This window comes from Jatrophihabitans sp. (assembly GCA_036399055.1).
In the GTDB taxonomy this organism is placed as follows: domain Bacteria; phylum Actinomycetota; class Actinomycetes; order Mycobacteriales; family Jatrophihabitantaceae; genus Jatrophihabitans_A.
This window is the reverse complement of the sequence record DASWNX010000006.1, coordinates 36,635-55,290: the sequence shown is the minus strand read 5'-3', so window position 1 is coordinate 55,290 and position 18,656 is coordinate 36,635. Positions and strand designations below refer to the sequence as shown.

The following is an 18,656-nucleotide window of genomic DNA, read 5'->3' as shown; positions in this document are numbered from 1 at the left end:
CACGCCCGGCCGCACGCCGGTGGTGTCCGCGTGCCGTTATACCGGCAGTCCATACGCCTCAGCTGACCGACAGCGTCACGTAGTCGAGGAAGAATGACGTCTCCCGGCTGGAGTCCTCCTTCGCGGTGAAGGTCACCAGCAGCTGGCGGCCGGCATGCTCGGACACGTCGAAGCTGCGCTTGCGGTAACCGGTCTCGGCATCGAGGTTGGAGTAGGTGGCCAGCGAGTCCAGCACCGAGCCCGACGGCGACCGCAGCGTCACCGCCAGCGTGTCGTAAGCGGTCGAGGTGCTCCGCTGGGCCGTGTCGATGTCCAGCCAGAAGCTCAGGCGGGCCTGGCAGCTCACCGGGATGGTGACCAGCTGGCTGAGCGTGTCGGTGTCAGCGACGCCCTGGCCGCCCAGCGTGGCCAGCCAGCTGCCGGCCCACGCCGGCTGCTCGGAAGTCTCGCGTGCCACCACGCCGAGGTCGCTGACCCAGGGTCCGACCGTGCCCCTCTCGAAGCCGGGGTTGACCATCAGCTGCGCCGCCAAGCAGCCCGGATCTGGAACAGGGTCGGGGTCGGGATCGGGGCTGGTCGTCCAGACGTTGGTGATCGGGGTGGCGCTCGCGCTGGCGCCGGCGTACGGCAGGCCGTAGGCGTCCTCAAGGGTGCGAAGCACATTGTAGTGATTTATTCGCTCGGAATACGTGCCTTGCTTGACCTGGGCGCCGACGAAGACCGTCGGGATCCGGTTTCCGGAGTTGTTGTCATCCTCGTCGAAGGTCAGTATCAGCAGGCTGTTGTGGGTTTTGGCCCACTGCGCGTAGCCGTCGATGTGCGACTTCAGCCAGGCGTCGCCCTCGCCGACGGTGCCGTCGTGCATGTCGTTGTCCAGGTTGGGGATCACGAACGACACCGTCGGCAACTGGTTGTAGTCGGTGGGAAAGGCGTTCAATGTCAGGTTCGACGAGGCCGGGACGTTGGTCCAGTTGACCCACGGGTTGTGCCTGCGGACGTAGGCGCCGCTGCTGCAGCCGGTGTAGCCGTCATACGGCATCGACTCGGAATATCCCTTGAAACTCAGGCCATTGGCGATCAGCGCCGCACCCAGGTTGGGAGTGCTGAAGGTGTGCGGGCAGGAGTTGTCGTCAACGCCCTGGAGGGAGCCGGAGAACAGGGCGAAGTAGTTCGGCTGGCTCGGGTGGGTGATCGCGTAGGACTGGCTGAAGTTGGCGCCGGTCGCGGCGAGCGAGTTGATATACGGGGCCGCCGGATTGCCGATCACGTCGGTGTTGGAGTGGTTCTCCATCACGACCACGACGACGTGGTCAGGACGAGGAACTCCAGCAGCCTCGGTTGAGGCGGCGCCGGCCGCATCGAGGGCAGCGCCGCTCATCAGCGCCACCATCGAGGCGGCCAGCACCAGGCGTATCGGTCGAATCACGGGCATAACCAGGACCTCCCAAAGTCGGGTTGTCCTACCGTGCGTCAGCCGCGATGCCAGCGCAAGTGCCCGGCCCGTGAAATTACCGGCTACATCGCGGCATTAAGGCCCAGGAGTGTTTGCCTTTGTGATCAAGGGCGGTACTCGAAAGCTCCGATGTCAGGCCGGGTTCCGTAGCGGGGCAGGTCGCGGATGTCGAGCAGGGGAGCCCCGGTCGACCGGCCGGCGTCCACGGCCGGCGAGCCCTTGGTGAGCCGGTAGTCGAAGGCCGGGGCGTTGACGAACGCCGGGGCGGAGCCGACGTTGCCGACCGCCAGCCTGATGTTGGGATTGCCGTTGAAGTTACGGATGTCGGTGATGGTGTGGGCCGGGAAGCTGTAGAACATCCCGTTGCCGCTGTTGGTGATCAGGTTGTTGGAGTAGGTGGCGAACTCGCCCATCTCAAAGATCTGGAAGTTGTTGTTCCCGGTGAAGATGTTGTTGACGATCGAGGCCTTGCCCGAGGTCTTCTTCGCCACGAACAGGCCACCGCCGGAGGCAGCGCTGCCGGCCCGGGAGGCGTTGGAGACGATGGTGTTGTTGACCAGCACCAGCGAGCCGGTTCCGACGAAGGCGACACCGCCACCGAGCGGCGCGGAATTCTGCCGCAGCGCGTTGTTCTGGATGGTCGCCTCGGAGTTGGCCAGGTAGATGCCGCCGCCACCCGGGCCTGAGCCGGTGTCGATGACGGTGTTCTTGGCGATGTTGTTGGCGTTCACCGTCGACACCGAGCCCTCGGCCAGCACGATGCCGCCGCCGAAGCGGGTGGTCCGGTTACCGATGATGCTGTTGTGCGAGATGATCGGACGCGACCAGCCGAATACCGCGATGCCGCCGCCGCTGCCGCTGCCCGGCCACGCCGCTGAGGTGAGGGCCGAGTTGCCGGTGATCACGTTGCCGGTGATGCGGGGCGTGCTGCCGGTGGTCTCGACCTCGATGCCGCCGCCGTAGGGCGAGCTGTTGCCGGTGATGGTGTTCTTGGCGATCACCGCGTTCACGCCGGTGCGCAGCATGATGCCGCCGCCTGCCTGGCTGGACACGTTCGAGGTGATCTTGTTGCCGGTCACGCTCGGCGCGGAGCGGGCGCTCGGGCGCGAGACGTCGTTCTCCAGGTACACGCCGCCACCGCCGTAGGCGCGGTTGCTGCTGATGGTGTTGCCGGTGATCTTCGGGTTGGAGTTGATGACGGCGAAGACCCCGCCGCCGAACCTGGCCGCGGTGTTGTGGTGGATGTTGTTGCCGGTGATGGTCGGGTGCGAGTTGTTGTAGACCAGGATGCCGGCGCCGTCATTGGAGCGGTTGGACACCAACTCGTTGCCGCGGATCGTCGGGCTGGCGTAGTTGGCGATGGTGATGCCGCCGCCTTGGCCGCTCGGCGCCGATCCGGAGACGATCCGGAAGCCCTGCAGGGTCATGGTCCCGGCCGGGATGTTCTGGATCATCACCGGCGTGCGGCCGGGATTGCCTGCGATGACCGTGACGCCAGGGCCTGAGACCGAGCGGACCGTGATCCGCTTGCCGACGATGCTGATGTTCTCCCGGTAGGTGCCGGGTGACACCGAGACGGTGTCGCCGTTGCGGGCGGCGGCGATGGCCGCGCCGATGGTGCGGTAGCTGCTGGGGACGGAGAGTGTCGCCGCCCCCGCCTGGCCGGTCGGGCCGATCAGGGACAACAGCCCGCCAACTAGGACAGCCGTTGACGTACCGGCGATAACTCGTCTCATGGAAATCCCTGCTCGAAGCGGTAAATTTAACAGCAAATTGATGCTGACTCTAAGTGACTAGTTAGTCACTCGCAAGCGGGAGGCAGGATTGCGGCAAGGGGAGTACGCCCCATGAGTGAGGATCAGGCGCGGCGTCAGGAACCCCGCGATGTCATCGAGGCGGCGTTGCCTCGTGCAGACCGCTAACCCGCGGTGGACCGCGCGGCCAGGGCGGTCAGGGCGTCCGGACCCATCTTCCAGGCGCTGCGGGCGCCGTCCGGCCGGCCGCCGACGCCGCGGTAGAAGCCCTGGGCGAGCACATTCCACTCCTGGACAGACCACTCGAGCCTGACCAGACCACGCTGGCAGGCCTCGACGGCCAGCGCGGCGAGCAACCCGCGCCCCAGCCCCCGGCCGCGGTGAGCGGGCTGGACGTACAGGTCCTGGAGGTAGATCCCGGGGCCGTCGACGGCGGGGCCGCCGTCGATCCCGCAGCTGCCGTCACCAGCGCAGAAGTCGAGGCGCCACAGCGCGCAGCCGACCACCGTGCCGCGCACCTCGGCGAGATGTCCGAACAGCGCCGGCTCGGCGCCGAACAGCGCCCTGCGCAGCCGGCTCCGGGTGAGCCGGTGTCGCAGGGGCGCCCTCTCGTACTCGGCCAGCTCGTGGACCAGGTCGGCGACGGCGGCGACGTCGGGCTGGCCGACCGCCCTGATGACGTCGCCGCGCACCGTCTCAGCCGAGTTCGCGCAGCAGCGGCAGGACCTGCTGGCTGAAGGAGGACAGGAACCGGGACTGGTCATGGCCGGGAGCGTGAAAGACCAGGTGGTTGAAGCCGTAGTCCAGGTACGGCCGGATCGCCGCGACCGCGGTCTGCGGGTCGCTGGCCACGATCCACCGGCTCGCGATCTGCTCCAGCGGCAGTGCCGCGCCGGCTGCCTGCATCTCGATCGGATCGTGCAGGCCGGACTTCTGCTCAGCGGTCAACGACAGCGGCGCCCAGAACCGGGTGTTCTCCAAGGCCTGCTGGGGGTCGGGGTCGTATGAGAGCTTGATCTCGATCATCCGGTCCAACTGCGAGCCGTCCCGGCCGGCCGCGGCCAACCCTTCCTCGACCGCCGGCATCAGCTTGTCCTGGTAGAGCTCGGGGCCCTTGCCGGACGTGCAGATGAAACCGTCACCGGCTCGTCCGGCGTACTTGGCGACCACCGGGCCGCCGGCGGCGATGTAGATCGGGACGCTCTGCTCGGGCCGGTCATAGACCGTGGCATCGGTGGTCTGGTAGTACTCGCCGTCGAAGCTGACCCGCTCCTCGGTCCACAACCGGCGCATCAACTGCACCGCCTCGCGCAACCGGGCGAACCGCTGCTTGAAGTCCGGCCACTGCACCCGGGTCACCGCCACCTCGTTCAACGCCTCGCCGGTGCCGATGCCGAGCAGCATCCGGTTCGGGTAGAGGCAGGCCAGCGTGCCGAAGGCCTGCGCGATGATCGCGGGGTTGTACCGGAAGGTCGGAGTCAGCACGCTGGTGCCCAGCTGGACCCGCGAGGTGCGCTCGCCCACGGCGGCCAGCCAGGCCAGCGAGAACGGCGCGTGGCCGCCGTCGTGCTGCCAGGGCTGGAAGTGATCGGAGATCAGCACGCTGTCCAGGCCGGCTTGCTCGGCCTGCACCGCGTAATCCAGCAGTTGGCGAGGGCCGAACTGCTCGGCCGAGGCCTTGTAACCGATCTTCAACGATCCGGTCTCCCACGACATGGCGCTGCCTCTCTGTGAAACGGCGGTTGACGGCGACTTGAGCCGGCTCAGCCGCTGCCGGCCATTCCGTACACCCGGCTGACCGCCAGCCGCAGCATCACCCGCTGGCCGGTGACCATCGCCTGCCGGAACTCCTGCCAGTCCGGGTGCTCACCCTGGATGTCGCGGTAGAGCGCGACGAGGTCTTCGACGGTCTGGTCCTGCGGATCGGCTGCCACCGGGCTGAGGTCGGCCAGCGCCTCGGCCACCGCGTAGGACCAGAAGTCCGGCGCGCTGACGTGCAGGCTGGCTCGCGGGTCGCGCAGCAGGTTGCGGTACTTGGCCCGGCCGGTGGTGATCGAGATCCTGGCCACGCCGGCGCCTGGCGTGGACGGGTCGGGGGTGAAGGCGTACACCACGTTCGACAGCTGCGGCCGGCCGTCGGACTTGATGCTCGCCAGCACGCCGAAGTGCCGCTCGGCGAGCAGCTCGACAAGTGGGTCAGTGCCTTGGACGGCTGTCATGCTCGCAACTCTCCGGGGGCTCGTCGGTCAGGGGGCGCCTCCACCGTAGGCCACCGGCCACCCGGCCTGCTCGCGCGCCGGATCGGCTCAGGACGGCGAAACGCCGAGCCGGGCCGGTGCGCTCGGGCGTAGGGGCGGTGGCTATCCTGCTCTGAGTAGGAAACCGGCGGTCGGCGGACGGCTGGAATCTGACAGCATGCCTAAGCCGGAGGCAGGATTTTGACGACCACTGCAGGTGCCAGCTCCACCGCCAGCCCGCTCGATCTCGAGCCGGCGCCGATTGTGAGCCGCCCCTACCCTGCCGATCGCCCCGCCAGCGGCTCGATGTTCCTCCAGGTGTTGCGCACCACCGATCACAAGCTGATCGGCCGGATGTACATGGTCACCTCGTTCGCGTTCTTCATGCTCGGGGGCCTGATGGCACTGGTGATGCGGGCGGAGCTGGCTCGACCGGGCATGCAGATCCTGTCGGCGGAGCAGTACAACCAGCTGTTCACCATGCACGGCACGATCATGCTGCTGTTCTTCGCCACCCCGAGCGTGTTCGCCTTCGCCAACCTGGTGCTGCCGTTGCAGATCGGCTCGCCGGACGTGGCATTCCCGCGACTGAACGCCTTCTCCTACTGGCTCTACCTGTTCGGCGCGATCGTCGCGTGCCTGGGCTTCCTGACGCCGGGCGGCGCCGCCGACGGCGGCTGGACGTTCTACCTGCCGCTCAACGACATGACGCACTCTCCGGGGATGGGCGCCGACTTCTGGATCCTGGGCCTGGCGCTGTCGGGGCTGGGCACCATCCTCGGCGGCGTCAACATGGTGACGACCGTGCTCACCTTGCGGGCGCCCGGCATGACGATGTTCCGGATGCCGATCTTCGTGTGGAACATCCTGGTGACCTCGCTGCTGGTGCTGCTGGCCTTCCCGATCCTGACCGCCGCCCTGCTGGTGCTCTGGGCCGACCGGCACCTGGGCGCGCAGGTGTTCGCCTCGGAGAACGGCGGCGCGGTCCTGTGGCAGCACCTGTTCTGGTTCTTCGGCCACCCCGAGGTCTACATCCTGGCGTTGCCGTTCTTCGGGATCGTGTCCGAGATCTTCCCGGTGTTCGCCCGCAAGCCGCTGTTCGGCTACAAGGGCCTGGTGCTGGCCACGCTGTCGATCGCCGCGCTGTCGCTGACCGTCTGGGCCCACCACATGTTCGCCACCGGCGTGGTGCTGCTGCCGTTCTTCTCCTTCCTGTCCTTCCTGATCGCGGTGCCGACCGGGCTGAAGTTCTTCAACTGGATCGGCACCCTGTGGCGGGGCTCGATCACCTTCGAGTCGCCCATGCTGTTCTCGATCGGGTTCCTGGTGACCTTCCTGTTCGGTGGCCTGACCGGCGTCGTGCTGGCCAGCCCGCCCGCGGACTTCCACGTCTCGGACACCTACTTCGTGGTGGCGCACTTCCACTACGTGCTGTTCGGCACGATCGTGTTCGCCGCCTACGCCGGCGTGTACTTCTGGTTTCCCAAGTTCACCGGCCGTTACATGGACGAGCGACTGGGCAAACTGCACTTCTGGTTGACCTTCATCGGCTTCCACCTGACGTTCCTGGTGCAGCACTGGGTGGGTAACGAGGGGATGCCCCGCCGGTACGCCGACTACCTGCCCGGGGACGGGTTCACCACCCTGAACACCATCTCCAGTATCGGCGCGTTCCTGCTCGGCGCCTCGATGCTGCCGTTCCTCTACAACGTCTACAAGTCCTACCGCTTCGGCGAGGTGGCCACCGCCGACGACGCGTGGGGCCACAGCAACTCCCTGGAGTGGGCGACGTCCTGCCCGCCGCCGCGGCACAACTTCACCTCGATGCCCAGGATCCGCTCCGAGCGCCCGGCGTTCGAGGCGCACTACCCGCACCTGATCGACCGGCTCGAACGCGAGGCCCACGCAGACAAGAAGCACCGCGAGCTGGAGACAGTCGGCCAGGCCGCGGTCGGCGGCGAGGGCCAGCGTCAGGGCCGCCGGGACCCCGACCCCGGAAGCTGAGCGCGACCGGGCCTGGTCACCGCTCGGCGAGGAAGCTGAGCACCCGCCGGCTCAGCAGCGCGGCCGCGTCCGGGACGTAGGAGGGCAGCGTGCTGTCGGCGAAGTAGTGCTGGTCGCCGGGGTAGAGGAACAGCTGCCCGTCCGGGGCCTGTTCGAGCAGAGCGCGGGCGGCGTCGAGGTCGCCCTCGCCGGTGAAGATCGGGTCGGCGTCCATGCCGTGCACCTGCACCGCGACCTCGGCCGGCCACTGCGAGCCGAACTCCGACACCGGGACGCAGGAGTACATCAGCAGCGCCCCGCGCGCCCCGGCCCGGGTCTGGGCCAGGAACTGCGCCGGCAGCACCCCCAGCGAGAAGCCGGCGTACACCAGCTCCGCGGGCAGCTCCTGGACCGCCCGGGCGCCGCGCTCGATCACCTGTCCGAACCCGACCTGCTCGGCATGGGCCACCCCCTGCTCCAGGGTGTCGAAGGCGCGCCCCTGGAACAGGTCAGGCGTGTGGACGGTGTGCCCGGCGCGGCGCAGCTCGTCGGCGAAGGCGACGATGCCGGGGGTCAGCCCCAGCGCGTGGTGGAACAGCACTACCTCAGCCATCTCCGACTCCCTTCTCAGGACGCTCAGCATCTCACCAGGACGCTCAGCCGAAGGTGACGCTCAGCCGAAGGTGACGCTCAACCCCGGGTCGCCGGCGGAGAGTTTGAGCGCCTCCCAGGGCAGCGCCGTCATGGCGGCGCGGTGGTGCCGACGCGAGTCCTGCAGGCTGGGACTCCCGACCTGCTCGCCCTCGCGCAGCACCGGCACGCTCAGCAACCGGTCGCCGGCCGCCGGCTCGAAGCCGGCACGCTGCTGCACCACCAGCTCCTCGGTGGCTGTCCCCGAGGCCCGGTGCCGCCGGTAACCGAGCTTGGCGCCGCCGACGCTGCCCTTGTGCTCGCTGCGCTTGGTCACCGGACGGCCCTGCACCTCGACGAGCTTGTAGACCAGGCCGGCGGTCGGGGCGCCGGAGCCGGTGACCACCGCCGTGCCTGCCCCGTAGGTGTCCACCGGCGCCGCGGCCAGCGCGGCTATCGCGTACTCGTCGAGGTCGCCGCTCACCACGATCCGGGTGTCGGTGGCGCCGAGCCGGTCGAGTTGGGCGCGCGACTGGTGGGCCATGACGGCAAGGTCGCCGGAGTCGATCCGGATCGCGCCCAGCTTGGGACCGGCGGCTTGGATCGCGTTCTCGATTCCCTGGCTGATGTCGTAGGTGTCGACCAGCAGGGTGGTCGAGGCGCCCAGCGAGTCCAGCTGGGCGGCGAAGGCGGCCTGCTCGCTGTCGTGCAGCAGGGTGAAGGCGTGCGCGGCGGTGCCCGTGGTCGGAATGCCGTAGCGGGCCCCGGCCGCCAGGTTGGAGCTGGCCTGGAAGCCCACGAGGTAAGCGGCTCGGGCGCAGGCCACCGCGGCCTGCTCGTGAGTGCGCCGCGAACCCATCTCGATGATCGGCCGGTCACCGGCGGCCACCACCATCCGGGCGGCCGCGGCGGCGATGGCGCAGTCGTGGTTGAGCACCGACAGGATCAGCGTCTCCAGCACCACCGCCTCGGCGAAACTGCCGGTCACGCTCAGGATCGGCGAGTGCCCGAAGTACGGCTCACCCTCGGCGTAGCCGCTGATGTCGCCGGTGAACCGGTACTCGGCGAGGAAGTCGGCGGCGCGGCCGTCGATCACGCCCTCAGCGACCAGCCGTTCCAGCTCCTCGGCGGTGAACCGGAATGCCTGGATCGCCGGGATCAGCCGGCCGAGCCCGGCGGCCACACCGAATCGGCGGCCGTTGGGCAGCCGGCGGGTGAACACCTCGAAGGTGCAGCGCCGCTGGGCGGCTCCGTCGGCCAGCGCGGCCGTGAGCATGGTGAGCTCGTAGTGGTCGGTGAGCAGGGCGGTCGACTCGGTGGACATGCTGCAGATCGTGTCAGAGCCGCCCATGCCACCATGGACGCATGTCCACCCCGACCATCACTCCGCAGCGGGAGGCGGTCGCCGACCAGCAGGCCGACGAGGCTGCCGAGGCAGACCGTCCCTGGGTGACCGTGGTCTGGAACGACCCGGTGAACCTGATGTCCTACGTCACCCACGTGCTCATGAAGGTCTTCGGCTATCCCAAGGACAAGGCCACCGCGTTGATGCTCGACGTCCACCACAAGGGGCGGGCGGTGGTGTCCTCAGGTCCGCGGGAGCGGATGGAGGGCGACACGGCGACCCTGCACGGCTACGGCCTCTGGGCGACCGTCCAGCGTGACTCATGACCGGGCACAGCGGGATGGAGCGGCGATGAGGGTGCGGCGCAAGGCAGGCGCCCTGCGGCTGGAGATCGGTGACGGCGAGGCTGCCCTGCTCGGTGGCCTGCTCGATGACTTCGCCGACGTCCTGGCCGAGCCCGATCAGGACGACCCGGTCATCCAGCGGCTCTATCCCGCTGGCTACACCGATGATCCGGAGGCCGCCCAGGAGTACCGGGAACTGGTCGAGAGCGACCTGCGGGCCGAGCGGATCGGCCGGCTGCAGGCCTGCCGCGCCGAGCTCGTCGCCGGCGGCGGGCGGGTGACGCTGGACGCCGAGGCCACCGATCGCTGGTTGCGGGTGCTCAACGACCTGAGGCTGGCGCTGGGCACCCGGCTCGGCGTCACCGCCGAGGCCGAGCTGGATGACGACGAGCCCGCGGCGCAGGTCTACTTCTGGCTCACGGCTGTGCAGGACATGCTGGTCATGCAGGTGCTGTGAGTGCTGGCCCGATATCGTGGACGACTGTGTTGAGACTGCCCGCGCCGATCTACGACGCGATCATCGCCCACGCCCGGCGTGACCATCCCAACGAGGCGTGCGGAGTGGTCGCCGGCCCAGCCGGCTCGGACCGACCGCAACGGCTGGTCGAGATGCTCAACGCCGCGGCCTCGCCGACCTTCTACCAGATGGACTCCGGCGAGCAGCTCAAGCTGTGGCAGGCGATGGACGAGGCCGACGAGGAGCCGGTGGTGATCTATCACTCGCACACCGCCACCGAGGCCTATCCCTCACGCACCGACATCGCGCTGGCCTTCGAACCGCAGGCCCATTACGTCCTGGTCTCCACCGCTGACCCCGACTCTGTCGAGTTCCGGTCCTACCGCATCGTCGAGGGCGTGGTCACCGAGGAGCCGGTCGAGAAAGTGGATAAACCGGAAACCGATGCGCCGTAGGCATATTGCCGCCGCGTCCGTGGTTGGGTTCGGTGTACTGCGGCACAACGACATCTTGAGGAGTCTCCATGGCCGTCGAGGTCAAGATCCCGACCATCCTGCGCACCTACACCGGCGGGGTGAAGACCGTTCCCGGCGAGGGCGCCAACCTGGCCGCTCTGCTCGATGACCTGGAGTCCCGGCACGCCGGGCTCAAGAGCCGGCTGGTCACCGACGACGGCTCGCTGCACCGCTTCGTCAACGTCTACGTCAACGACGAGGACGTCCGGTTCACCGGGTCGCTGGACACCGCGCTGTCAGACGGTGACGCGGTGACGATCCTGCCCGCGGTCGCCGGTGGTAGCCGGGCACTGGGTGGATCGCGAGTCGACGCAGCACGGTGACCCGTTATGACTCGCTGGCCGATGCCGTCGGGGGCACTCCGCTGGTCGGCCTGCCGCGGCTGTCACCGCGCTGGGAGGCCACCGTCGACCAGCCGGCTGTCCGGCTCTGGGCCAAGCTGGAGGACCGCAACCCGACCGGCTCCATCAAGGACCGAGCGGCGTTGGCCATGGTGGCAGCAGCCGAGGCCGACGGCCGGCTGACGCCCGGCTGCACGATCCTGGAGCCCACCTCCGGCAACACCGGCATCTCGTTGGCGATGATCGCCAAGCTCAAGGGCTACGGGATCGTCTGCGTGATGCCGGAGAACACCTCCTCCGAGCGTCGGCAGCTGCTGGAGATGTTCGGCGCCCGGATCATCTCCTCGCCGGCTGCCGGCGGTTCCAACCAGGCGGTCGCACTGGCCAAGCAACTGGCCTCGGACAACCCCGAATGGGTGATGCTTTACCAGTACGGCAACCCGGCCAACGCTCAGGCCCATTACGAAGGGACCGGACCAGAGGTGCTGGCCGACCTGCCGAGCATCACCCACTTCGTCGCGGGGCTGGGCACCACCGGCACGCTCATGGGCGCCGGCCGGTTCTTGCGTGAGAAGGCGCCCGGCGTCCAGGTGATCGCCGCCGAACCTCGCTACGGCGAGCTGGTCTACGGCCTGCGCAATATCGACGAGGGTTTCGTGCCGGAACTGTATGACGATTCGGTGCTGACCTCGCGGTTCTCGGTGACCTCCTACGACGCCCTACGACGGACTCGGGACCTGGTCGAGCAGGAGGGCCTGTTCGCCGGCATCTCGACCGGGGCGATCCTGCACGCGGCGCTGGCGACCGCGGACCGGGCTCTGAAAGCAGGCCAGCGAGCCGATGTGGTGTTCATCGTCTGCGATGGCGGTTGGAAGTACCTGTCGACCGGCGCCTACTCCGGCTCGCTGCAGCAGGCTGCGGAGAAGCTGGAAAGCCAGCTCTGGGCCTGAGCCGCCTTCGGACTGCGACGCCGGCCCGGCGGTAACCTGGCCAGGGTGAGCACACCGCTACCGGGTAAGCCCTCGCCCCGCCAGATCCGCAAGCGGCAGCGGCGCCAGGAGCTGATCGACACCAAGCTGCTGCGACCGGTCCGCCCCACCAGCGCCGGCGGCGCCGTCGTCGTGATGGGCGGCTTGCTCGCGGTGCTGTGGGCGGTGCTCGGCATCGACGCCGCGCTAGGGCATCCGCTGCTGGAACTGGGGATCAAGCCCCGCCGGCTCGACGGCCTGGCCGGCATCGTGCTCGCCCCGGCGCTGCATGCCGGCGCCGATCAGCTGGCTGCCTTGTCCATTCCGTTCGCGGTGCTGGGCTGGCTGACCTTGACCGCCGGCCTTCGGCCCTTGGCCCTGGTGACCGGCGCGGCCGCGCTGACCAGCGGGCTGGTCGCCTGGCTGGCAGGGCCCTCCGATCAGGTGATCCTCGGCGTCAGCGGGGTGCTGCTGGGCTGGCTGGGCTACCTGCTGGCGCGCGCCCTGTTCGGGCGCAGGGTGGTGTGGATCGCGGTGGCGGTGGCGGCGGCGTTGGTGTTCTCCGGACTGTTCCACAGCTTGCAGCCCGGGGTGGGCGAGCACGAGTTCTGGGCCAGCCAGCTGGCTTCGTTCCTCGCCGGCGCCGGACTCGGCGCCATCCTGCACCGCGGCGGGCGCAACCGACCGGCCCGGGCCCTGCGACCGCGGCGTTAGCGGCTCAACCCGCTTGAGACCGCCGGCGTCGCACCGGGCGATTCTCAGGGTGCGGTTGCTCTCAGCCGGTGATGAAGCTGAGCCGCACCGTCCGGACGGCGTTGTCGACGTTGGTGTCGATGAGGCAGATGGACTGCCAGGTGCCCAGCTGCAGCCGGCCCCCTAACACCGGCACCGTGGCGTACGGAGCGATCAACGCGGGCAGCACGTGGTCGCGGCCATGACCGGGGGAGCCGTGCCGGTGCTGCCACCGGTCATCGGCCGGCAACAGCTCGCGCAGCGCCGCCAGCAGGTCGGAGTCACTGCCGGCGCCGGTCTCCAGGATCGCCACCCCGGCGGTGGCGTGGGGCACGAAGACGTTGAGCAGGCCGGCGTCACCGGCCTGCAGGAAGCCGGCGCAGGTGCTGGTGATGTCGCACACCTGGGGCTGGTCGCCGGTGCGGAACTGAAAGGTCTCGGTGCGCATGCCAGCCATGATGCCCTTGCCGGTCAGCACGCCGCTCAGCACGCCGGTCAGCCGGGCTCACCCTTGCCCACCCGGAGGTGGGCCAACCCGTCGCCGGCGGCGCTGTCGGTGTCCCTCGATAGGCTTGCCGGCATGAGTTCCCGTCCCGACGGCCGCGCCGCCGACCAGCTTCGTCCGATCACCATCACCCGCAATTGGCAGGCCTACGCCGAAGGCTCGGCGCTGATCGAGTTCGGCGAGACGAAAGTGCTGTGCGCCGCCTCGGTCACCGAGGGGGTGCCGCGCTGGCGGCGGGGCAGCGGCCTGGGTTGGGTGACGGCTGAGTACTCGATGCTGCCGCGGGCAACCCTGACCCGCAACGACCGCGAGTCGGTGCGCGGCAAGATCGGCGGTCGCACCCATGAGATCTCGCGGCTGATCGGCCGCTCGCTACGTGCCGCGGTCGACCTGTCCGCGCTCGGCGAGAACTCCATCGCCATCGACTGCGACGTCCTGCAGGCCGACGGCGGCACCCGGACGGCAGCCATCACCGGCGCCTACGTGGCGCTGGCCGACGCCGTCGGCTGGCTCGGCAAGCGCGGGTCACTGGCCCGGACCGACCCGTTGATCCACACGGTGTCGGCGGTGTCGGTGGGGGTGATCGACGGCCAGCCGCGGCTGGACCTGATGTATGAGGAGGACGTCCGGGCCGAGACCGACATGAACGTGGTGGTCACCGGCAACGGTGACTTCGTGGAGGTGCAGGGCACGGCCGAGGGCGTGCCCTTCCGCCGTGACGAGCTCGACGCGCTGCTCGATCTCGCCGTGGCCGGCTGCGCTGAACTGGCCGGCCGCCAGCAGGACGCGCTGGGTCGATGACGGCCCGGCTGCTGTTGGCGACCCGCAACCGCAAGAAGCTTGACGAGCTGCGGCGCATCCTCGCGCCTCAGATGCCGGTCGAGGTGCTGGGCCTGGCTGACGTGCCGACCTTCGAGGAGGTGCCCGAATCGGGCGCCAGCTTTGCCGAGAACGCCCTGATCAAGGCGGTCGAGGCGGTCAAGCACACCGGCCTGGTCACGGTGGCCGATGACTCAGGCTTGGCGGTGGACGCGCTCAACGGCATGCCCGGGGTGCTGTCGGCCCGTTGGGCCGGCGCCCGCCATGACGACGCCGCGAACCTGAACCTGCTGCTGGAGCAGCTGGCCGACACGCCCGATGACCGGTTGGGCGCGGCGTTCGTGTGCGCGGCGGCGCTGGTCACTCCCGACGGCAGCCAGATCGTGCGCGAGGCCCGGATGACCGGCCGGTTGATCCGGCAACCCCGTGGCGCCCACGGCTTCGGTTACGACCCGATCTTCGTGCCCGACGGCTCGCAGCTGACCAGTGCCGAGTTGCCGCCCGCTGAGAAGGACGCGATCAGCCATCGGGGGCAGGCGCTGCGAGAGCTGCTGCCGTTCATCCTGCGGGCACTGGGCGGTCCTGGCAGCGAGTAGCCGCCGAACCAGCGTGGGCAGCTCAGACGCGATTGGCCGGATGCTTTTGTCGGGCCGGTCGGCTGGCAGCGGCTACCGTTGTGGAGTCGAAGAGATGCCTGCGCGGCAGAGTGGAGCACAGTTTCATGCGAGTGACCGGCCTGGGCCATGCCAGCGTGCTGATCGAGACCGATTTCGGCAGCGTGCTCACCGACCCTTGGGTGAACCCGGCCTACTTCGGGTCGTGGTTTCCCTTTCCCGACAATTCCCAACTGGACTGGGACACCTTCGGCGACGTCGACTACCTGTTCGTCTCGCACCTGCACCGCGACCACTTCGACCCCGAGCACCTCAAGCGGCACATCAGCAAGAAGGCCACCGTCCTGCTGCCGAACTACCCGACCAGCGAACTCGAGGACCAGTTGCGCGAGCTGGGGTTCACCTCGTTCGTCAGAACCCGTAACGACGAGGTCGTCGAGCTCGACGGGCTGCAGGTGATGATCGATTCGCTGATCTCGCCGACCGACGGCCCGATCGGGGACTCGTCATTGTGGCTGTCCGACGGCAAGCACATCCTGCTCAACCAGAACGATGCCCGGCCCTCGGACCTCACCTCGTTCACCAAGCTCGGCCACGTCGACGTGCACCTGCTGCAGTTCTCCGGCGCGATCTGGTTTCCGATGGTCTATGACCTGCCCAAGCGGGCCAAGCAGGCCCTTGGAGCGACCAAGCGGGAGCGGCAGTTCGACAGAAGCCTGCGCTACATCGATGACCTGCAGGCGAGCTACGTCTTTCCGACCGCGGGCCCGCCCTGCTTCCTGGACCCGGAGCTGTGGGGCTTCAACGACATCTTCGGCGACGAGTCCAACATCTTCCCCGACCAGAAGGTCTACTTGGACTGGCTCGCCGAGCGGGGCCGGGACAACGGCCGGCTGCTGCTGCCGGGCACGGTGGCGCACGTCGACGAGCCGGGCTGCCCGCTGGAGCACCCGGTCTCTGACGCCGAGGTGGACAAGCTGTTCGATGACAAGGCCTCCTACCTGCGTGACATGCAGCAGCGGCGCCAGCCAGAGGTCGAGCAGCAGAAGCTGACCTGGGCCCATCCCGAGATCGACGTGTTGGCCGAGCTCAAGGCATGGTTCACCCCGCTGCTGGAACAGGCCGATCACATGGCGGCCGGAATCAACGGCGGAGTCAGGTTCACCGCCACCGACGACGAGCGCGGTGACCTCGACTTCATCCTCGACTTCGTCACCCGCGAGGTGCGCCCCTATCAGGACGAGAAGGTCCGCTACCGGTTCCAGACCAAGCGCGTCTACCTCGAGAGGCTGATCTTCGAGCACGAGATCGACTGGGTCAACTCGTTGTTCCTGTCCTGCCGGTTCACCGCCACCCGGATCGGGCCGTACAACGAGTTCGTCTACACCTTCTTCAAGTGCCTGTCCGAGGAGCGGCTGAACTACGCCGAGGGCTACTTCGCCGAGTCCCGCCATGACGATGAGATGGTCACCATGAACGGCTGGACCTTCCAACGAAGGTGCCCGCATCTCAAGGCGGACCTGACCCGGTTCGGCCAGGTCGCCGACGGGGTGCTGACCTGCCAGATGCACGGCTGGAAGTGGCGGCTCACCGACGGCAAGTGCATCACCTCGGTCGGCCGGCCATTGCGCACCGGGGACCGGCCTCAGCCCGGATGAACTGACGGCGCCCGGACCGCGGCGAATCGCAGCTCGGCGCCGGGCCGCAGCTGCGCCAGCAGGTCCAGTTCGGCAGCGGGCAGCACCGCGATCACCGGATAGCCGCCGGTGACCGGCGCGTCCGGGCCGAGCACGATCGGCTGACCGTCCGGAGGCACCTGAACCGCCCCGGGCAGGGTGGGTTCGGACGGCAACTCGGCGGCGGCGCGCTCGGCGTCCGAGCGCAGCCCCAGCGCGTTCCCGGCCAGCCGGACGCCGATCCGGTTGCTGTCCGGGCGCACCTGCCACGGCGAGCCGAACAGCCGGCTGAGCGACTCGGGCGTGAACCAGTCCGCTCGCGGCCCGGCGGCCAGCCGCAGCGTGGGGGTCCCGGCCGGCGGCCCCGACCCGGCCGCGCCGCTGAAGTCGCTGGGCTCGCCGGCCGCCGTCGGCCCGATCCGAAGCCGCCGGCCGGCGGCCAGCACGGCCGGGCCCAGGCCGGAGAGGGTGTCGGTCGCCCGGGAGCCCAGCACCGGGGCGACCGCCAGACCGCCTCGGATCGCCAGGTAGCTGCGCAGGCCGGTCGCCGGCGCGCCGACGGTGAGAACGCTGCCGGCCGGGCAGCTCAGCGCGGCGTTCCAGCCACCGCGGTGGCCCGACAGCTCGCACCGGGCACCGGTGAAGGCGACGGTGGCCGCGTCGGCCAGCCGCAGCGCCAGCCCCCCGAAGGTGATCTCGATGCCGGCCGCGGACTCGTCGTTGCCCACCAGCCGGTTGGCCAGCCGCAGTGCGCCGCGGTCGGCCGCCCCGCTGCGGCTGACGCCGAGGTCGGAGTAGCCCAGCCGGCCCAGGTCCTGCACGGTGGCCAGCGGTCCGGGGGACAGGACCTCGATCATGCCTGGCGCAATCGGACGGCGGCGCCGGGCCGCAGCAGGGTGGGAGGCTGGCGGTCGAGGTCGAAGAGCACCGCGTCGGTGTGTCCCAGCAGCAGCCAGCCGCCTGGTGACTCGCGCGGGTACACCCCGGTGAACTCGCCGGTGATGGCCACCGAGCCCGCCGGCACGACCGGCCGCGGGCTGGCCAGCCGGGGCAGCCGCAGCGCCGGGTCCAACCCGCTGAGGTAGCTGAAGCCCGGCGCGAATCCGCAGAACTGCACGGTGTAGTCGGCCGCGCAGTGCCGCCGGATCACCTCGGCCACCGGCATGCCGCACTGCCTGGCGACCGACGCGAGGTCCGCGCCGTCATAGCGCACGGCCAGCTCGACCACCGGCTCAGGCTGGCGCGGGGCCGTCGAGCCGGCCTGGCCGGTCAGGCAGCGCTGGATGAGGTCGCGCAGCTCCTCGACCGGGGCGGCGCCCGGATCGAATTCCACCAGCACGGTCCGGGCGGCCGGAACCACTGACAGCACGGCCGGGTGCTGCTGCGCCACCAGGGCCTCGCGCAGCGGCAGGACGTCCTGGGCGGTGGGCAACTCGACCAGCACGGCGCTCTGGCCGTAGGGCAGCAGCGTCCAGCCGGCCATCAGGCGAAAGCCGCCAGCCGGACGCCGGCGCCGGTCAGCCGAGCGCGCACCGCACCGGCTATCTCGACGGCGCCGGGGGTGTCGCCGTGCACGCACAGTGAGTGAGGCCGGACGGCCACCCGGCTGCCGTCGACGGCCCGGACCTCACCGTCGGTGACCATCGCCAGCGCCCGGTCGGCGATCTCGTCGGCCTGGCGCAGCACCGCCCCGGGCTGCTCGCGCGCAACCAGCGAGCCGTCGGCCTGGTAGCCGCGGTCGCAGAAAGCCTCGATCACCACCGGCAGGCCGGCCTCGGCGGCGGCCGAGGCCAGCGCCGAACCGGGCAGCGTCAGCACCGGCAGCGGCCGGTCCCAGTCGAGCAGGGCCCTGACGACGGCGCCGGCCTGGCCCGCGTCGGCGGCCGCGGCGTGGTAAAGCGCGCCGTGCGGTTTGAGGTAGCGGACCCGGTCGCCCGCGGCCCGGGCGAAGGCGTCCAGGGCGCCCAGCTGGTAGAGCACGTCGGCGCTCAGGTCGTCCGGGGCGATGTCGATCCGGCGACGGCCGAAGCCCGCCAGGTCCCGGTAGCCCACCTGGGCGCCGATGGCCACACCGCGCCGGACGGCTTCGGCGCAGACGCCTCGCATGATGACCGGGTCGCCGGCGTGAAAGCCGCAGGCCAGGTTGGCGCTGGTGATGATGTCGAGCATGGCCTCGTCCGCCCCGGCGGTCCAAACGCCGAAACCTTCGCCCAGGTCGGCGTTCAGATCGATCCGTGGGCTGTCCGGCATGAGACTCACGCTATCGGCTGGCGGTTCGTTCGG

General features: G+C 69.5%; 21 protein-coding genes. 10 read left to right on the top strand and 11 right to left on the bottom strand.

The annotated features are described in order from the left end of the window. Nucleotides 1-58: 58 nt before the first annotated feature. The 5 genes from VGB75_02245 to VGB75_02225 all read right to left on the bottom strand — a co-directional run bounded on the left by VGB75_02245 (nt 59) and on the right by VGB75_02225 (nt 5,426). The gene (locus VGB75_02245) at nt 59-1,432 is read right to left on the bottom strand and encodes an alkaline phosphatase family protein (protein HEY0165839.1); all 1,374 of its coding nucleotides are present in this window, start codon (nt 1,430-1,432) and stop codon (nt 59-61) included. Between the two features lie 125 nt (nt 1,433-1,557). After that, on the bottom strand, nt 1,558-3,138 hold the full coding sequence (locus tag VGB75_02240; protein HEY0165838.1) for a right-handed parallel beta-helix repeat-containing protein: 1,581 nt from the start codon (nt 3,136-3,138) through the stop codon (nt 1,558-1,560). Between the two features lie 233 nt (nt 3,139-3,371). Then, nucleotides 3,372-3,899, bottom strand: coding sequence for a GNAT family N-acetyltransferase (locus tag VGB75_02235; protein HEY0165837.1), 528 nt, complete (start codon nt 3,897-3,899; stop codon nt 3,372-3,374). 4 nt (nt 3,900-3,903) lie between these two features. After that, nucleotides 3,904-4,923, bottom strand: a complete 1,020-nt coding sequence (gene fgd / locus VGB75_02230) for a glucose-6-phosphate dehydrogenase (coenzyme-F420) (protein HEY0165836.1) — start codon at nt 4,921-4,923, stop codon at nt 3,904-3,906. Between the two features lie 47 nt (nt 4,924-4,970). Continuing rightward, entirely contained in the window at nt 4,971-5,426 is a 456-nt protein-coding gene (locus tag VGB75_02225; GenBank protein HEY0165835.1) for a PPOX class F420-dependent oxidoreductase, read from the bottom strand. 282 nt (nt 5,427-5,708) lie between these two features. Here VGB75_02225 and ctaD point away from each other — a divergent pair, with 282 nt between their 5' ends. Then, on the top strand, nt 5,709-7,448 hold the full coding sequence (gene ctaD / locus VGB75_02220; GenBank protein HEY0165834.1) for a cytochrome c oxidase subunit I: 1,740 nt from the start codon (nt 5,709-5,711) through the stop codon (nt 7,446-7,448). A gap of 16 nt (nt 7,449-7,464) precedes the next feature. Here ctaD and VGB75_02215 read toward each other — a convergent pair whose 3' ends face one another. Then, nucleotides 7,465-8,040 (bottom strand): dienelactone hydrolase family protein, encoded by a 576-nt coding sequence (locus VGB75_02215; protein HEY0165833.1) that lies wholly within the window; start codon nt 8,038-8,040, stop codon nt 7,465-7,467. Between the two features lie 60 nt (nt 8,041-8,100). Then, a complete protein-coding gene (locus VGB75_02210) occupies nt 8,101-9,381 on the bottom strand; it encodes a nicotinate phosphoribosyltransferase (GenBank protein ID HEY0165832.1) in 1,281 nt (426 codons plus the stop codon). Nucleotides 9,382-9,422: 41 nt separating this feature from the next. Here VGB75_02210 and clpS point away from each other — a divergent pair, with 41 nt between their 5' ends. The 6 genes from clpS (at nt 9,423) to VGB75_02180 (ending at nt 12,741) form a co-directional block, all read left to right on the top strand. Continuing rightward, on the top strand, nt 9,423-9,728 hold the full coding sequence (gene clpS / locus VGB75_02205) for an ATP-dependent Clp protease adapter ClpS (protein ID HEY0165831.1): 306 nt from the start codon (nt 9,423-9,425) through the stop codon (nt 9,726-9,728). Nucleotides 9,729-9,753: 25 nt separating this feature from the next. Then, nucleotides 9,754-10,203 (top strand): DUF2017 family protein, encoded by a 450-nt coding sequence (locus VGB75_02200; GenBank protein HEY0165830.1) that lies wholly within the window; start codon nt 9,754-9,756, stop codon nt 10,201-10,203. Between the two features lie 26 nt (nt 10,204-10,229). Continuing rightward, nucleotides 10,230-10,658, top strand: a complete 429-nt coding sequence (locus tag VGB75_02195; GenBank protein HEY0165829.1) for a M67 family metallopeptidase — start codon at nt 10,230-10,232, stop codon at nt 10,656-10,658. Between the two features lie 68 nt (nt 10,659-10,726). After that, the gene (locus VGB75_02190; GenBank protein HEY0165828.1) at nt 10,727-11,041 is read left to right on the top strand and encodes a MoaD/ThiS family protein; all 315 of its coding nucleotides are present in this window, start codon (nt 10,727-10,729) and stop codon (nt 11,039-11,041) included. Then, complete coding sequence (locus tag VGB75_02185) at nt 11,038-12,009, top strand: pyridoxal-phosphate dependent enzyme (GenBank protein HEY0165827.1); 972 nt, start codon at nt 11,038-11,040, stop codon at nt 12,007-12,009. The genes VGB75_02190 and VGB75_02185 overlap by 4 nt, the downstream gene beginning before the upstream one ends. Nucleotides 12,010-12,054: 45 nt before the next feature. Then, complete coding sequence (locus tag VGB75_02180) at nt 12,055-12,741, top strand: rhomboid family intramembrane serine protease (GenBank protein ID HEY0165826.1); 687 nt, start codon at nt 12,055-12,057, stop codon at nt 12,739-12,741. A gap of 61 nt (nt 12,742-12,802) precedes the next feature. On the opposite strand, the gene VGB75_02175 is transcribed toward VGB75_02180, so the two are convergent. Continuing rightward, nucleotides 12,803-13,249 (bottom strand): YjbQ family protein, encoded by a 447-nt coding sequence (locus VGB75_02175; GenBank protein HEY0165825.1) that lies wholly within the window; start codon nt 13,247-13,249, stop codon nt 12,803-12,805. Between the two features lie 90 nt (nt 13,250-13,339). On the opposite strand from VGB75_02175, the gene rph reads away from it, so the two are divergent. From rph to VGB75_02160, 3 genes are all read left to right on the top strand, one after another. Further along, complete coding sequence (rph, locus tag VGB75_02170) at nt 13,340-14,065, top strand: ribonuclease PH (GenBank protein ID HEY0165824.1); 726 nt, start codon at nt 13,340-13,342, stop codon at nt 14,063-14,065. Then, a complete protein-coding gene (gene rdgB, locus VGB75_02165) occupies nt 14,062-14,679 on the top strand; it encodes an RdgB/HAM1 family non-canonical purine NTP pyrophosphatase (GenBank protein ID HEY0165823.1) in 618 nt (205 codons plus the stop codon). Before rph ends, rdgB begins: the two co-directional genes overlap by 4 nt. A gap of 125 nt (nt 14,680-14,804) precedes the next feature. Next, the gene (locus VGB75_02160) at nt 14,805-16,355 is read left to right on the top strand and encodes a Rieske 2Fe-2S domain-containing protein (GenBank protein ID HEY0165822.1); all 1,551 of its coding nucleotides are present in this window, start codon (nt 14,805-14,807) and stop codon (nt 16,353-16,355) included. Here VGB75_02160 and VGB75_02155 read toward each other — a convergent pair. From VGB75_02155 to VGB75_02145, 3 genes are read right to left on the bottom strand one after another with little or no spacing between them, the layout of a single operon-like run. Beyond that, entirely contained in the window at nt 16,343-17,230 is an 888-nt protein-coding gene (locus VGB75_02155) for a biotin-dependent carboxyltransferase family protein (protein HEY0165821.1), read from the bottom strand. The two genes, VGB75_02160 and VGB75_02155, sit on opposite strands and share 13 nt — an antisense overlap. Then, complete coding sequence (locus VGB75_02150) at nt 17,227-17,856, bottom strand: allophanate hydrolase subunit 1 (protein HEY0165820.1); 630 nt, start codon at nt 17,854-17,856, stop codon at nt 17,227-17,229. The genes VGB75_02155 and VGB75_02150 overlap by 4 nt, the downstream gene beginning before the upstream one ends. Beyond that, a complete protein-coding gene (locus VGB75_02145; protein HEY0165819.1) occupies nt 17,856-18,623 on the bottom strand; it encodes a 5-oxoprolinase subunit PxpA in 768 nt (255 codons plus the stop codon). Before VGB75_02145 ends, VGB75_02150 begins: the two co-directional genes overlap by 1 nt. Nucleotides 18,624-18,656: the final 33 nt, after the last annotated feature.